Source organism: Bradyrhizobium sp. INPA03-11B, assembly GCF_040446015.1.
Classification (GTDB): Bacteria; Pseudomonadota; Alphaproteobacteria; order Rhizobiales; family Xanthobacteraceae; genus Bradyrhizobium; species Bradyrhizobium macuxiense_A.
Window position 1 is genome coordinate 1 of record NZ_JASGSR010000168.1, and the last position, 13,182, is coordinate 13,182.

Below are 13,182 nucleotides of genomic sequence, written 5' to 3' on the forward strand. Positions count from 1 at the left end.
CGGATCAGGAGCCACCTTCAGAATCCCTTTCTGTCGATTTGGCAACTACTTGCCGAAGCCAACATGCGATTCCCCTGACCTGGGGGGGGGGGGAGGCACGTTGCCAAAATATCGAAAACAACCCCATGCAAAGGAGCCGGCGGTGGCCGGCGCTCGACGATTGCTCCTTGACACGTCGGGCAACTCACGGGCATATTTCCATTATTCCGAAATCGTGCAGACGACCGTCGTCCACCTTGTGAGAGAGGTTGGATCGCATCGGCAACTGCGATCGACCGTAAGGGACACACGGTGGACGGGCTCCCTCCCCCCTTGCGGGGGAGGGCTGGGGAGAGGGGTGCCACACGGCGCGCTCTCTCAGCATGCATCTTGAAGACGGCGCAGAGTTGCGAAAGCGATCATCACACTCGTATCTCGCCCGGGGCCACCCCTCTCCCCAACCCTCTCCCGCAAGGGGAGAGGGAGCCCTGGCATCGTGCGCCCCTAACAGCTCAACGCTTCAGACCCCTCACCGCCGCCTCCAGGCTCGCCTTCGCCGAGCCGGGTCGCAGCGGCTTTTGCTGGCTGTCATGCGGCGCCCAGCCGGAGAGCCAGACGATATCGAAGGTGGCGCGGATGCGGCCGTCGGGATCGGCGAAGCGTTCGCCGTAGATTTGCGCCATCCGCAGCATGGTGGCGCGGCGGGTCGGGGAGTGGCGGCGCTCGCGCAGCACGTTGGTCGCGCCCATCCGTCTGAGGTCGGCCATCAGCGCAAACGCGCTGGCATAGCGCACCACGACGCGGTCGACGTCGGTCACCGGCAGCGCGAAACCCGCTCGCTGCAACAACGCGCCGATGTCGCGGAGATCGGCGAACGGCGCGACGCGCGGCGACACCCCGCCCTCGCACTCCGCCTCCGCCGCGGCAAAGCTCTGCCGCAACTCGGTCAGCGTGTCGCCACCGAGCATCGCAGCCAGCAACAGCCCGTCCGGCTTCAGCGCCCGGCGGATCTGCGCCAGCACGCCCGGCAGATCATTGACGAACTGGAACGCCAGCGCGGAGACCACGAGATCGAGCGATTCCGGCGACAGGCCGAGCGCTTCCGCCTCGCTGAAACCGATCGCCTCGACCGATCCGACACGCCCGCGCAGGACGTCCGCAAGCCCATCACCCGGCGTCCAGACATCGGCCGCCGCCGAGAAGCTGCGCGATACCGCCTGCAAACGGTCCGCCATGTCTTCCGCGGCGCGATCGAGCAGGAACATCGCCAGCCCCGCGGCCTGCGCACGCGCCAGCCGCGCGCCGAGCAAGGCGCGATCGAACAGAATGGGGGCCGTGGCCGGGGTCGTTGCCATCCGCGCTGGTTACGCCGGACGGGCGCCGCAGGCAATGCGCCTTGAGCCCGCGTCGCTCAAACGCTAGCCTCGTCCGCCATGGACGCCGAGGCATCACCGACACGCTCCGTTACCGGACACGTTCAGCGCGCGCTTGGCGCGGTCGGCGGCGCCTGGCTGCAGACAGCGCGGCTCCTGCTCGACATCGCGCTGCCGACGCTGTGCGTGTCCTGCCGCGAGCCGGTCCATGGCGAGGGCGTCTGCGCGGCCTGCTGGGCGAAATTGTCGTTCATCGCGCCGCCGTTCTGCCCGCGGCTCGGCATTCCCTTTGTCTACGATCCCGGACCCGAATTGCTGTCGATGGAGGCGATCGCCAATCCGCCGGCCTACAGCAGAGCCCGCGCCGCGGTGCGTTACGACGACGTCGCGCGCACGCTGGTGCACGCATTGAAATACCAGGATCGCACCGATCTGGCGCCGACAATGGGTCGCTGGATGGCACGGGCGGGGAAGGAATTGCTACACGATGCCGACATGCTGGTGCCGGTTCCCCTGCATTGGCGGCGCGGCTGGAGCCGGCGCTACAACCAGTCCGGGGCGCTCGCCAAGGTGATCGCGCGCCAGAGCGGCGTCAAAATGGTGTCCGAGGCGCTGCGGCGTACCCGCGCCACCGAGCAGCAGATCGGGCTGTCGCGCAAGGACCGCGCCAGCAATGTGCAGGGCGCATTCGGGGTCACTGAGGAACGCAAGGCTGACATCCAGGGCCGCCGCGTGGTCCTGATCGACGACGTCCTGACCTCGGGCGCCACAGTCGATGCCTGCGCGCGAGCGTTGTTGCGCGCCAAAGCCGCGCAGGTCGACGTGCTGGTGTTTGCCCGGGTTGTCGATACCCACCGCGCTCCCATATAATCCGTCATTCAAGTTCAACCGAGCGCACCATGACCGCTGCCATTGAAATCTACACCCGCCCGGGCTGCGGTTATTGCACCGCCGCCAAATCGCTTTTGACGCGCAAGAACGCCGCGTTCACCGAATTGAGCGTCGCCAGCGACCCGGCCTATCGCGACGAGATGTACGATCGCGCCGGCGCCGGGTCGACCTTCCCGCAGATCTTCATCGGCAAGACCCATGTCGGCGGCTGCGACGAGCTCTACGCGCTCGACCGCGAAGGCAAGCTCGACGGCCTGCTCAGCAATGGAGGCGGCGCCTGATGGGCACGGACAACATTTTCACCGCCGCGATGGTGCAGATGCGCACCGGATTGCTGCCGGAGCCGAGCCTCGAGCAGGGCACGCGGCTGATCCGCGAGGCGGCGGCGCAGGGCGCCAAATACGTGCTGACGCCAGAGGTCAGCAACATGATGCAGCTGAACCGCAAGGCGCTGTTCGAGCACTTGGCGAGCGAAGAGGACGACAAGTCGCTGCAGGCGTATCGCGCGCTCGCCGCCGAGCTGAAGATCCATCTGCATATCGGCTCGCTGGCGCTGCGTTACTCGCCGGAGAAGGCGGTCAACCGCTCGTTCCTGATCGGGCCCGAGGGCAATGTGCTCGCGAGCTACGACAAGATCCATATGTTCGACATCGATCTGCCGGGCGGCGAGAGCTACCGCGAATCGGCCAATTACCAGCCCGGCGAGACCGCCGTGATCTCCGACCTGCCCTGGGGCCGGATCGGCCTCACGATCTGCTACGACGTGCGCTTCCCGGCGCTGTATCGTGCGTTGGCCGAAGCCGGGGCTTCCTTCCTCACCGTGCCGTCCGCCTTCACCCGCAAGACCGGCGAAGCGCATTGGCACACGCTGCTGCGCGCCCGCGCCATCGAGACCGGCTGCTTCGTGTTTGCCGCGGCGCAGGCCGGCCTGCATGAGAACAAGCGCGAGACCTTCGGCCATTCGCTGATCATCGACCCCTGGGGCGAGATCCTTGCCGAGGGCGGCGTCGAGCCCGGCGTGTTCCTCGCCGAGATCGATCCCGCCAAGGTCGAGACCGCGCGCAAGACCATTCCATCGCTGCAGCATGGCAGGCGTTTCGGCATCGCCGACCCCAAGGCCGGCCCGGAGCATCTGCACCTCGTTCGGGGTTCGGCATGATCCGCTACACGCTGCGCTGCGAGCAAGGTCATCAGTTCGAGAGCTGGTTCCAGAGCTCCTCGGCCTATGAATCGCAGGAGCGGCGTCACCTGATCAATTGCCCGTCCTGCGGCTCTGACAAGGTCGAGCGCGCCATCATGGCGCCGCGGGTTGTCAGCAAGAAGGGCCGCGAACCGGCCCAGCCGGCGCCGGCGATGCCCGTCGAGACGACGCCCAACGAATCGACATCGCTGATGATGGCGCAGGAGCGTGAGCTGCGCAGCAAGCTGAAGGAACTGCGCGACCACATCGTCAAGAACGCCGACAATGTCGGCGACCGCTTCCCCAACGAGGCGCGCAAGATGCATTACGGCGATATCGAGCATCGGCCGATCTATGGCGAGGCCTCGCCCGAGGAAGCGCGCGCGCTGATCGACGAGGGCGTCGAGGTCTCGCCACTGCCGACGCTGCCGGAAGACAGGAATTAAGGCCAGCCCGCTTCCATCCTCGTCATTGCGAGGAGCCAACGGGTCCCGCCTTGGCGGGCCCGATGATAAACTCCGCGACGAAGCAATCCAGCTTCGTGCTTGCGCTATGGATTGCTTCGCTTCGCTCGCAATGACGGGTGAGGCCAAACCCACCGAGCGTCCAGATGACCCCCGAGACATTTTCTTCCTGGCAGGTCTGGGCGTTTCTTTCCGCCGTCTTCGCCGCCCTGACCGCGATCTTCGCCAAGGTCGGGGTCGAGGGCATCAACTCCGATCTCGCCACCCTGATCCGCACCGTGGTCGTGCTGATCACGCTCTCGGCGATCCTGTTTGCAACCGGGCAGTTCACCCAGTCCGGACCGATCTCGGCGAGAAGCTGGCTGTTCCTGCTGCTGTCCGGGCTCGGCACCGGCGCGTCGTGGATCTGCTATTTCCGCGCGCTCAAACTCGGACCCGCCACGCTGGTCGCGCCGATCGACAAGCTCAGCGTGGTGCTGGTGGCGCTGTTCGGCGCCGTCTTCCTCGGCGAACGCCCCTCGGCCTATGGCTGGGTCGGGATTGCGCTGATCTCGGCCGGCGCGGTGCTGATCGCCGTAAAAGGCTAAAGCGTTTTCAAGCGAAGCGGGCACCGGTTCGCGTGAAGAAAATGCGTCAAACAAGAGTCTACGCGGCGATCAGCAGCGCAACGCCAATCACGATCAGCATGATGCCCGTCAGTTCACGCAGCGAAAATGGCTGCTTGAGCGAGAAATACGCCACGCCCTGCGCGAACAGCACCTCGATCAGCGCCAGCGTGCGCACATTGGCGGCGGCGGTGAGCGCGAACGCCAGGAACCAGAATTGCGAGGAGAACGCGCCCATGAAGCCCGCGAACAGCGAGGGCCGCCACAGGCGGAGGATCTTCCGCAGCACGTCGGGCGCGCGCAGCAAGAGATAGACCGACAGGATCAGCGTCTGCACGAACAGGCTCCACATCAGCGTGTAGGAGGCCGCCGTGACAAACGAGACGCCGGGCACCGCGATGATGGCGCCGCGGAAGCTCACTGCCGAGATCGCGAACACCGCGGCGGCGCCGAGGCCGAGCACGGTCGGACGCAGATCGGCAAAGCTCTTTTTCCCGCCGGGCCGCAGCGCAGTAATGACGACGCCGACGGTCGCGATCACGATCGCGATGACCTTGGCGGACGTCAGATGATCGCCGAGGAAGATGAAGCCGAAGATCGCGGTCTGGATCGCCTCGGTCTTCATATAGGCCGTGGTCACCACGAAGGAGCGGTCGTTCATCGCCAGCAGCATGAAGCCGGTGCCGACGATCTGGCTGAGCGCGCCGGACAGCAGCCACGGCCAGAACGACGCCATCGGCCACGGCACCCGATCGCCGGTCACGATGATCGCGAGCAGGAAGAACACCACCGAGAACGGCAGACCGAACAGGAAGCGGATATTGGTCGCGCCCCAGGTCCCGAGCGGCCCGGTCAGCTGCCGCTGCATCGCATTGCGCGCCACCTGCCCGAACGCAGCGACGATGGTGAACGGAATCCAGAGCGAGGTGATTGTGAGCATGCGGGATGAGGAGGTGTGCCGGGCGGGAGTACGCGCGCAGCGTGCCGATTGCAGCCGATGCGGTCAACCGAACCGGTGCATGACTGGATTGCGCAGCGTCCACAAACTCGCCGTCGTCCCTGCGAAAGCAGGGACCCATAACCACAGGGAGAGGTTTGGGGCATGATGGTCCAACGGATCATGAGACACCGATCAGGTCTGAGGAGATGTGCAGCAGGACACCTCCCGGACGCAGATCGCGCTCAACAACATCGGCCGGTGGTTATGGGTCCCTGCTTTCGCAGGGACGACACCGGTGTATCCGCAAAAGACGGGCTAACTCACCTAAGCCGTTAGGAAGAGGCACGCCGACACCCAAACTTCCCGTCGTCCCTGCGCACGCAGGGACCCATAACCACAGGAAGCAGTTCGTGGCACGCTAGTCAGCCAAGCAGATCGCTGAGATCTCGCCATTCGCGATTCTCGCGCTCAATCAGCTCGATCTTCCAGTCGCGCTTCCATCGTTTGAGTTGCTTTTCGCGAGCGATGGCTTCTTCAGCCCGTTCGTAAGCTTCCACGTAGACGAGGCGGTAGACACCGTATGTCTTGACGAACGATGAGCCTATTCCGGCTCTATGCTCCTCGAGCCGTTTCTGCACGGAATTCGTCACGCCGATATACAGCGTGCCATGGCGCCGGCTAGCGAGGATGTAAACGTAGTACATGCCCGGAACGCGGACCTCGCCCAACTATTGGAGCCGGTGGTTATGGGTCCCTGCTTTCGCAGGGACGACACCTTTCGGATGAAACAGCGTCTCACATTTTCACCAATCACGCCACGAACTCGATGTCGCCCCTGCGAAAGCAGGGGCCCATAACCACAGCGAGCTGTTTGGGGCACGATGGCCGGACAGCCGACCTACAACAATCGGAACGCTGACCTCGCCCAATTATTCGGGCCGGTGGTTATGGGTCCCTGCGTTCGCAGGGACGACACCTATCGTGTGGCCGAGATCGGGGGCCTAACTCACACCTCTTCCGCCACCACCATGTAGTTCACGTCCATGTCGGTCGAGACGGTCCATTTGTCGGCGAGCGGGTTGTAGACCACGCCGGCCTGTTCGGTGATGGTGAGGTTGACGTCGCCGAGATAGCGTTCGAGCTCGGCGGGGGTGACGAACTTGCTCCAGTCATGGGTGCCGCGCGGCAGCCAGCGCAGCACGTATTCGGCGCCGACGATCGCCAGCGCAAAGCTCTTCCAGTTGCGGTTCAGGGTCGAGACCACCATCAGCCCGCCGGGCTTGAGCATGACAGCGCAGCGCTTGATGAAGGCGCCGACGTCGTTGACGTGCTCGACTACCTCCATCGCCAGCACGATGTCGAAGCGCTCGCGCGCGTCCATCTCCTCCACCGTGGTGCAGCGGTAGTCGATCGACAGATGGCCCTTGTCGGCGTGCAGCTTCGCCGCCGATATGTTGGTCGCGGACGGATCGATCCCGATCACCTGGGCGCCGAGCCGCGTGAACGGCTCGCACAACAGCCCGGCGCCGCAGCCGATGTCGAGCAGGCGCAGGCCGGACAGGCAGCTCAGGCTCTTGGCGTTGCGCTCGAACTTGCGGCAGGCGGCGTCGCGGATATAGGTCAGGCGCAGCGGATTGATCTTGTGCAGCGGCGCCATCTTGCCGCGCGGATCCCACCATTCATCCGACAGTTTCGAAAACTTCGCGACCTCGGCCGGATCGACCGAGCCCGAGGAGGCATTGGCGGAGGAACTGGCGGAGGAACTGGAAAGGGTTGTTTGCGTGGCCATGATTGCGCGCGCCCCTATCGCGCGGTGATCGAATTGCGGAACGACAGCGGCGAGGCGATGGTCTTGATGGTCTCGATGCCCTCGCCGACACCGCGGATGGTGACGTCGCCATAATTGAGCAGGCGCCCCATGATGCTCTGGTTGACGTCGACGCTCTCGACCTTGTCGAGGCTCATCTCGAAGGTGCGCCGCTTGATGAAGCCGCTCTTGTGCACCACGCGGAAATTGGTGACGTCGGTTTCCGTGGTCCAGCGGTGGAACCAGGCCGCGCCGGTCCAGTACAGCGCCGCCACCGCGACCACGGCGGCCGCCGCCAGGCAGGCCAGCACGAGGGCATCGACCGTTATCATCCGCGACAGGATCAGCAGCGCCAGCACCACGATCCAGGCCCCGATCGCCGGCAGATAGAACATCCAGTGCGCGTTGGTGGAATACAGCACCTTCTCGCCAGGCTGCAGGATTTCGTCGATATAGCGTCCCATCCAATCCGCCTTCGAGTTACCCGCTAGTCACCCTTGCGCCACAGCCCGGCCGCAACCGCCAGAATCACCCCTAGGGGACCCCGATGGACCCCTACCAACCGGCTTGCCCCCGGGCGCGGCGCTATGTATACGCGCCTTTCGGTCCCCGCGCTTGCGGTTTTCGGCGTGGGTTAACCTACTTATCCTCTTAAAGGAATAGACGCGTCGTCATGGGCCGCCTCGTGATGAAATTCGGCGGTACGTCCGTCGCCAATATCGATCGTATCCGCAACGTCGCCCAGCACGTGAAGCGCGAGGTCGACGCCGGCCACGAGGTCGCCGTCGTGGTCTCCGCGATGTCCGGCAAGACCAACGAGCTGGTGGCCTGGTGCACCGAGGCCTCGCCGATGCACGACGCCCGCGAATATGATGCGGTGGTCGCCTCCGGCGAACAGGTCACCTCGGGCCTGCTTTCGATTGTGTTGCAGGGCATCGGCATCCAGGCGCGGTCCTGGCAGGGCTGGCAGATCCCGATCAAGACCTCGGACGCGCATGCCTCGGCGCGCATCGTCGAGATCGACGGCTCCGAGATCATCACCCGCTTCAAGGAGCGCAAGGAAGTCGCCGTGATCGCCGGCTTCCAGGGCATCAATCCCGATACCGGCCGCATCACCACGCTCGGCCGCGGCGGCTCGGACACCTCGGCGGTGGCGATCGCGGCCGCGCTGAAAGCCGACCGCTGCGACATCTACACCGATGTCGACGGCGTCTACACCACCGATCCGCGCGTGGTGCCGAAGGCGCGCCGGCTCGACAAGATCGCGTTCGAGGACATGCTGGAGCTGGCCTCGCAGGGCGCCAAGGTGCTGCAGGTTCGCTCGGTGGAGCTCGGCATGGTGCACAACATGCCGATCTTCGTGCGCTCCAGCTTCGACAAGCCAGAGGATATCGACCCGCACGCCAACCAGCCGCCGGGCACGCTGATCTGCAGCGAGGAGGAAATCATGGAAATGCACGTCGTCACCGGCATCGCCTTCTCCAAGGACGAAGCCCAGATTTCCGTGCGCCAGATCGAGGACAAGCCGGGCGTCGCCGCGGCGATCTTCGGGCCGCTCGCGGACGCCAACATCAACGTCGACATGATCGTGCAGAACGTGTCGGAGGACGGCAAGACCACCGACCTCACCTTCACCGTGCCGGCCGCCGACTACAACCGCGCCAAGGACACCATTACCTCCGCCAAGGCCAAGATCGGCTATGCCAGGCTCGACACCGCAACCGACGTCGCCAAGGTGTCGGTGATCGGCAGCGGCATGCGCAGCCACGCCGGCGTCGCGGCGAAGGCGTTCAAGGCGCTGGCCGAGCGCAACATCAACATCCGCGCCATCACGACCTCCGAGATCAAGTTCTCGGTCCTGATCGACGCCGCCTATACCGAACTCGCGGTGCGCACGCTGCACACGCTGTACGGCCTGGATCAGGCGTAAGCCCTTGGAACCCTCTCCCACGCAACCTGGGTTTACCCCGGTTGCGCATTGTTAAAGCTACGCAAGTCGGGCAAGCCCGACTTGCGTGTGGGAGAGGGTCGCTTCGCGCAGCGAAGCGGGGTGAGGGGTCTGCCTCCGCGGATAGAGACCCCTCATCCGTCTCGCATCTGTCGATGCGAGCCACCTTCTTCCACAAGGGGAGAAGGGAAGGCGGCACCCCCACCCCACCCCGGAGTTAGAATTTCTCTTAGCGGGCGCAGCATTGGGCTGACGCAGACGTTATTTGCTACTGGCAGGCGTTTTGCTTGGCAAAGCCAGCCTCGATTGGCTATACGGCCAGTCAGGTAGGCTGTCGCAAACTGTGGCACAGTTTTAGTGACCGCGAATCGGCGGGAACTGGCGCGAGCGGCACGCCAAATGACTAAAATTGTTGTTTTTGACGAGTTTTGCGCCAGCGGCCGGCCGGCCCGGTGCGCTAGCCTTGTGGGGAGGGATTGAAGCACATGCGGAGCGCGTCGGGAGGCCCACGCATCCTGTTGAGACGGCTCCGCGAAACCATGGCGGAGCAAGTCTCCGCCCAGGAGCGCCTCGACAAGATCGTGGTGCTGATCGCGGCCAACATGGTGGCCGAGGTCTGCTCCTGCTATGTGCTGCGCATCGACAACACCCTCGAACTCTACGCCACCGAAGGTCTGAACCGCGACGCCGTGCACCGCACCGTGCTGAGCGCGCATGAAGGCCTGGTCGGCCTCGTCGCCAGCGAGGCGACGCCGCTCAATCTGTCCGACGCGCAAAGCCATCCGGCCTTCGCCTACCGCCCGGAGACCGGCGAAGAGGCCTACCACTCGTTCCTCGGCGTGCCGATCCTGCGCGCCGGCAACACGCTCGGCGTGCTCGTGGTGCAGAACCGCGCCAAGCGCACCTATGTCGAGGAAGAGGTCGAGGCGCTGCAGACCACCGCCATGGTGCTGGCGGAGATGATCGCCTCCGGCGAGCTTGCCGCGCTGGCGCAGCCCGGCGCCGAACCCGCCGCGCGGCACTCGCTGCACAAGACCGGTGCAGTGCTCTCCGACGGCATCGCGCTCGGCCATGTCGTGCTGCACGAGCCGCGCGTCGTCATCACCAACTATATCGCCGAGGACCTGCCGAAGGAGGTCAAGCGGCTCGACACCGCGCTCGCCAATCTGCGTGCCGATCTCGACCGCATGCTGGAGCGCGGCGACGTCGCCGACGGCGGTGAGCACCGCGAGGTGCTCGAAGCCTACCGCATGTTCGCCAACGACCAGGGCTGGTCGCACAAGCTGCATGAGGCGGTCGCCACCGGCCTCACCGCGGAAGCCGCCGTCGAACGCGTGCAGTCCGACACCCGCGCGCGCATGCTGCGCTCGACCGATCCGTATCTGCGCGACCGGTTGCACGACCTCGAGGATCTCGGCCATCGCCTGATGCGGCAACTGGTCGGCCAGGACCATGCGCCGTCGCGCGAGCAATTGCCCGACAATGCCATCCTGATCGCCCGCGCGATGGGCCCCGCGGCGCTGCTCGACTACGACCGCAAGCGGCTGCGCGGCCTGGTGCTGGAAGAAGGCACCGCGAACTCGCACGTCTCGATCGTGGCGCGCGCGCTCGGCATTCCCGCGGTCGGCGAGGTGCCGAACGCGCCCGGCATCGCCGATCCCGGCGATGCCATTATCGTCGACGGCATCTCCGGCGAGATCTATGTCCGCCCTTCGACCGAGATCGAATCCGCCTATGCCGAACGCGTCCGGTTCCGGGCGCGGCGGCAGGCGCAATATTCGGCGCTGCGCGACAAGGCCTGCGTGACCAAGGACGGCCAGCCAATTGAGCTCCTGATCAATGCCGGCCTGACCATCGACCTGCCGCATATCGACGACACCGGCAGCGCCGGCATCGGCCTGTTCCGCACCGAATTGCAGTTCATGGTGAGCCCGAACCTGCCGCGCTCGAGCGATCAGCTGGCGCTGTACCGCACCGTGCTCGACGCCGCCGGCTCCAAGCCCGTCACCTTCCGCACGCTCGACATCGGCGGCGACAAGGCGCTGCCCTATATGGAGACCGTGGTCGAGGAAAATCCTGCGCTCGGCTGGCGCGCGATCCGGCTCGGCCTCGACCGTCCCGGCCTGCTGCGCGGCCAGATCCGCGCGCTGCTGCGCGCCGGCGGCGGCCGCGCGCTGAAGATCATGTTCCCGATGATCTCCGACATCGCCGAATTCGACCAGGCCAAGGCGATCGTCGAGCGCGAACTGACCTATTTGCGCCAACATGGCCATTCGCTGCCCGAGCGGATCGATATCGGCACCATGGTCGAGGTGCCGGCGCTGCTCTACCAGCTCGACGAACTGCTGAAGAAGGTCGACTTCGTCTCGGTCGGCTCCAACGACCTGTTCCAGTTCCTGTTCGCGGTCGACCGCGGCAATGCCAAGGTCTCCGAGCGCTTCGACATCCTGTCGGCGCCGATCCTGCGCGCGCTGCGCGACATCGTGCGCAAGGCCAAGACCGCGAAGAAGGCCGCCTCGCTGTGCGGCGAGATGGCCTCGAAGCCGATCGGCGCGCTGGCGCTGATTGCGCTCGGCTATCGCTCGCTGTCGCTGTCGGCGACCGCGCATGGCCCGGTCAAGGCGATGATCCTCGACCTCGACGCCAGCAAGGCGGAGGCGATGATCAATCCGCTGCTGGACGCGCCGGTCGGCAGCGTCTCGATCCGCGAGGCGCTGACGAAGTTTGCGGAAACCGAGGGGCTGGCCTTGTAGCGACGCTGCCGTCGCCGCTATCGCCCCTTTGCGCCCTTCGCGCCTTCAGCAAATTCGAGATACCGCCATGCTACCCGAAGCCAAACTCGACGTCCTGCTCGCCCATCACGCCTCGCTCGAGGCCGAGCTGCTCGGCGAGGTCAAGTCCGATCGCTATGTTGCGATCACGCGCGAGCTCGCCGAGCTCAATCCGCTGATCGACGCGGTGAAGCTCTATCGCTCTGCCCGCACCGAACTCGCCGACACCGAGGCGTTGCTGGCGGACGCGGGGACCGATCCCGAGATGCGCAGCATGGCGGAAGCCGAGTTGGAGACGTTGCAGGCGCGCATCGGCGAGCTCGAGCAGCAGATCCGGATCGCGCTGCTGCCTAAGGATGCCATGGACGACCGCAACGTGATGCTGGAAATCCGCGCCGGCACCGGTGGCGACGAGGCCTCGCTGTTCGCCGGCGACCTGTTCCGGATGTATGAGCGCTTCGCGGCCTTGCAGGGCTGGAAGGTCGAGGTGATCTCGGCGAGCGAGGGCACCGTCGGCGGCTACAAGGAAATCATCGCCGAGGTGCAGGGCCGCGGCGCCTTCGCCAAGCTGAAATTCGAGTCCGGCGTGCATCGCGTGCAGCGCGTGCCCGACACCGAGACGCAGGGCCGCATCCACACTTCGGCCGCGACCGTCGCCGTGCTGCCTGAGGTCGAGGACGTCGACGTCGACATCAAGGACACGGATTTGCGGATCGAGACCATGCGCGCCGGCGGCGCCGGCGGTCAGCACGTCAACAAGACCGAGTCCGCGATCCGCATCACCCATCTGCCGACCGGCATCGTGGTGATGATGCAGGACAGCCGCTCGCAGCACAAAAACCGGGCATCGGCGATGAACATCCTGCGCTCGCGCATCTATGACGCCGAGCGCCAGCGCGTCGAGGCCGCGCGCTCCGCCGACCGCAAGGAGAAGGTCGGCTCCGGCGACCGCTCCGAGCGCATCCGCACCTACAATTTCCCGCAAGGGCGGGTCACCGACCACCGCATCAACCTGACGCTCTACAAGCTGCCGCAGGTGGTCGCGGGCGAGGCGCTCGGCGAACTGATCGATGCGCTGACCACGGAGCACCAGGCCGCGCAGCTCGCGGCGCAGGGCGCGGCGGCCTAAAGCGGGATGGGGTTAAGCTGAATCGATTTGGGATTCCCAAATCAGTGAGTTTCTGATTCACCATGCTGGCTGGGCGGAGGCCAGCATGGATGGGC

The 13,182-nt window shown here is 65.5% G+C and carries 13 protein-coding genes; 8 read left to right on the forward strand and 5 right to left on the reverse strand.

Annotated features, from left to right (window positions below; all coding sequences use genetic code 11):
* Window positions 1–491: 491 nt before the first annotated feature.
* Window positions 492–1,334, reverse strand: coding sequence for a methyltransferase domain-containing protein (locus QMZ05_RS37440; protein WP_353705323.1), 843 nt, complete (start codon window positions 1,332–1,334; stop codon window positions 492–494).
* Between the two features lie 78 nt (window positions 1,335–1,412).
* Between QMZ05_RS37440 and QMZ05_RS37445 the strand changes: the two genes are divergently transcribed.
* From QMZ05_RS37445 to QMZ05_RS37465, 5 genes are all read left to right on the forward strand, one after another.
* Window positions 1,413–2,222: a ComF family protein gene (locus tag QMZ05_RS37445; protein ID WP_353705324.1), complete on the forward strand. Its 810-nt coding sequence runs from the start codon at window positions 1,413–1,415 to the stop codon at window positions 2,220–2,222.
* 29 nt (window positions 2,223–2,251) lie between these two features.
* Entirely contained in the window at window positions 2,252–2,524 is a 273-nt protein-coding gene (grxC, locus tag QMZ05_RS37450) for a glutaredoxin 3 (RefSeq protein ID WP_076864001.1), read from the forward strand.
* Window positions 2,524–3,402 (forward strand): carbon-nitrogen hydrolase family protein, encoded by an 879-nt coding sequence (locus QMZ05_RS37455; RefSeq protein WP_074130723.1) that lies wholly within the window; start codon window positions 2,524–2,526, stop codon window positions 3,400–3,402. The genes grxC and QMZ05_RS37455 overlap by 1 nt, the downstream gene beginning before the upstream one ends.
* On the forward strand, window positions 3,399–3,869 hold the full coding sequence (locus QMZ05_RS37460) for a DUF1178 family protein (RefSeq protein WP_353705325.1): 471 nt from the start codon (window positions 3,399–3,401) through the stop codon (window positions 3,867–3,869). The genes QMZ05_RS37455 and QMZ05_RS37460 overlap by 4 nt, the downstream gene beginning before the upstream one ends.
* A 164-nt stretch (window positions 3,870–4,033) precedes the next feature.
* On the forward strand, window positions 4,034–4,474 hold the full coding sequence (locus QMZ05_RS37465; RefSeq protein ID WP_146986480.1) for an EamA family transporter: 441 nt from the start codon (window positions 4,034–4,036) through the stop codon (window positions 4,472–4,474).
* A gap of 58 nt (window positions 4,475–4,532) precedes the next feature.
* Here QMZ05_RS37465 and QMZ05_RS37470 read toward each other — a convergent pair whose 3' ends face one another.
* The 4 genes from QMZ05_RS37470 to QMZ05_RS37485 form a co-directional block, all read right to left on the reverse strand.
* Entirely contained in the window at window positions 4,533–5,432 is a 900-nt protein-coding gene (locus tag QMZ05_RS37470; protein WP_353705326.1) for a DMT family transporter, read from the reverse strand.
* A gap of 422 nt (window positions 5,433–5,854) precedes the next feature.
* Window positions 5,855–6,136, reverse strand: a complete 282-nt coding sequence (locus QMZ05_RS37475) for a GIY-YIG nuclease family protein (protein WP_353705327.1) — start codon at window positions 6,134–6,136, stop codon at window positions 5,855–5,857.
* A gap of 302 nt (window positions 6,137–6,438) precedes the next feature.
* Entirely contained in the window at window positions 6,439–7,221 is a 783-nt protein-coding gene (ubiG, locus tag QMZ05_RS37480) for a bifunctional 2-polyprenyl-6-hydroxyphenol methylase/3-demethylubiquinol 3-O-methyltransferase UbiG (protein ID WP_353705328.1), read from the reverse strand.
* A 14-nt stretch (window positions 7,222–7,235) separates the two neighbouring features.
* A complete protein-coding gene (locus tag QMZ05_RS37485; RefSeq protein WP_353705329.1) occupies window positions 7,236–7,703 on the reverse strand; it encodes a PH domain-containing protein in 468 nt (155 codons plus the stop codon).
* A gap of 209 nt (window positions 7,704–7,912) precedes the next feature.
* Between QMZ05_RS37485 and QMZ05_RS37490 the strand changes: the two genes are divergently transcribed.
* The 3 genes from QMZ05_RS37490 to prfA all read left to right on the forward strand — a co-directional run bounded on the left by QMZ05_RS37490 (window position 7,913) and on the right by prfA (window position 13,087).
* Window positions 7,913–9,169 carry an aspartate kinase gene (locus tag QMZ05_RS37490; RefSeq protein ID WP_353705330.1) on the forward strand — a complete coding sequence of 419 codons (1,257 nt, stop codon included), beginning with the start codon at window positions 7,913–7,915 and terminating at the stop codon, window positions 9,167–9,169.
* A gap of 503 nt (window positions 9,170–9,672) precedes the next feature.
* A complete protein-coding gene (ptsP, locus tag QMZ05_RS37495) occupies window positions 9,673–11,940 on the forward strand; it encodes a phosphoenolpyruvate--protein phosphotransferase (protein ID WP_353705331.1) in 2,268 nt (755 codons plus the stop codon).
* 67 nt (window positions 11,941–12,007) lie between these two features.
* Window positions 12,008–13,087, forward strand: coding sequence for a peptide chain release factor 1 (prfA, locus tag QMZ05_RS37500; protein WP_353705332.1), 1,080 nt, complete (start codon window positions 12,008–12,010; stop codon window positions 13,085–13,087).
* Window positions 13,088–13,182: the final 95 nt, after the last annotated feature.

Excerpts from the sequence above, each read along its gene's own strand:
- QMZ05_RS37445 (WP_353705324.1), top strand. The coding sequence starts at position 1,413 with ATGGACGCCGAGGCATCACCGACACGCTCCGTTACCGGACACGTTCAG.
- QMZ05_RS37455 (WP_074130723.1), top strand. The coding sequence starts at position 2,524 with ATGGGCACGGACAACATTTTCACCGCCGCGATGGTGCAGATGCGCACC.
- QMZ05_RS37440 (WP_353705323.1), bottom strand. The coding sequence starts at position 1,334 with ATGGCAACGACCCCGGCCACGGCCCCCATTCTGTTCGATCGCGCCTTG.
- QMZ05_RS37475 (WP_353705327.1), bottom strand. The coding sequence starts at position 6,136 with ATGTACTACGTTTACATCCTCGCTAGCCGGCGCCATGGCACGCTGTAT.
- QMZ05_RS37470 (WP_353705326.1), bottom strand. The coding sequence starts at position 5,432 with ATGCTCACAATCACCTCGCTCTGGATTCCGTTCACCATCGTCGCTGCG.
- QMZ05_RS37460 (WP_353705325.1), top strand. The coding sequence starts at position 3,399 with ATGATCCGCTACACGCTGCGCTGCGAGCAAGGTCATCAGTTCGAGAGC.
- QMZ05_RS37485 (WP_353705329.1), bottom strand. The coding sequence starts at position 7,703 with ATGGGACGCTATATCGACGAAATCCTGCAGCCTGGCGAGAAGGTGCTG.
- grxC (WP_076864001.1), top strand. The coding sequence starts at position 2,252 with ATGACCGCTGCCATTGAAATCTACACCCGCCCGGGCTGCGGTTATTGC.
- QMZ05_RS37465 (WP_146986480.1), top strand. The coding sequence starts at position 4,034 with ATGACCCCCGAGACATTTTCTTCCTGGCAGGTCTGGGCGTTTCTTTCC.
- ptsP (WP_353705331.1), top strand. The coding sequence starts at position 9,673 with ATGCGGAGCGCGTCGGGAGGCCCACGCATCCTGTTGAGACGGCTCCGC.
- QMZ05_RS37490 (WP_353705330.1), top strand. The coding sequence starts at position 7,913 with ATGGGCCGCCTCGTGATGAAATTCGGCGGTACGTCCGTCGCCAATATC.
- ubiG (WP_353705328.1), bottom strand. The coding sequence starts at position 7,221 with ATGGCCACGCAAACAACCCTTTCCAGTTCCTCCGCCAGTTCCTCCGCC.
- prfA (WP_353705332.1), top strand. The coding sequence starts at position 12,008 with ATGCTACCCGAAGCCAAACTCGACGTCCTGCTCGCCCATCACGCCTCG.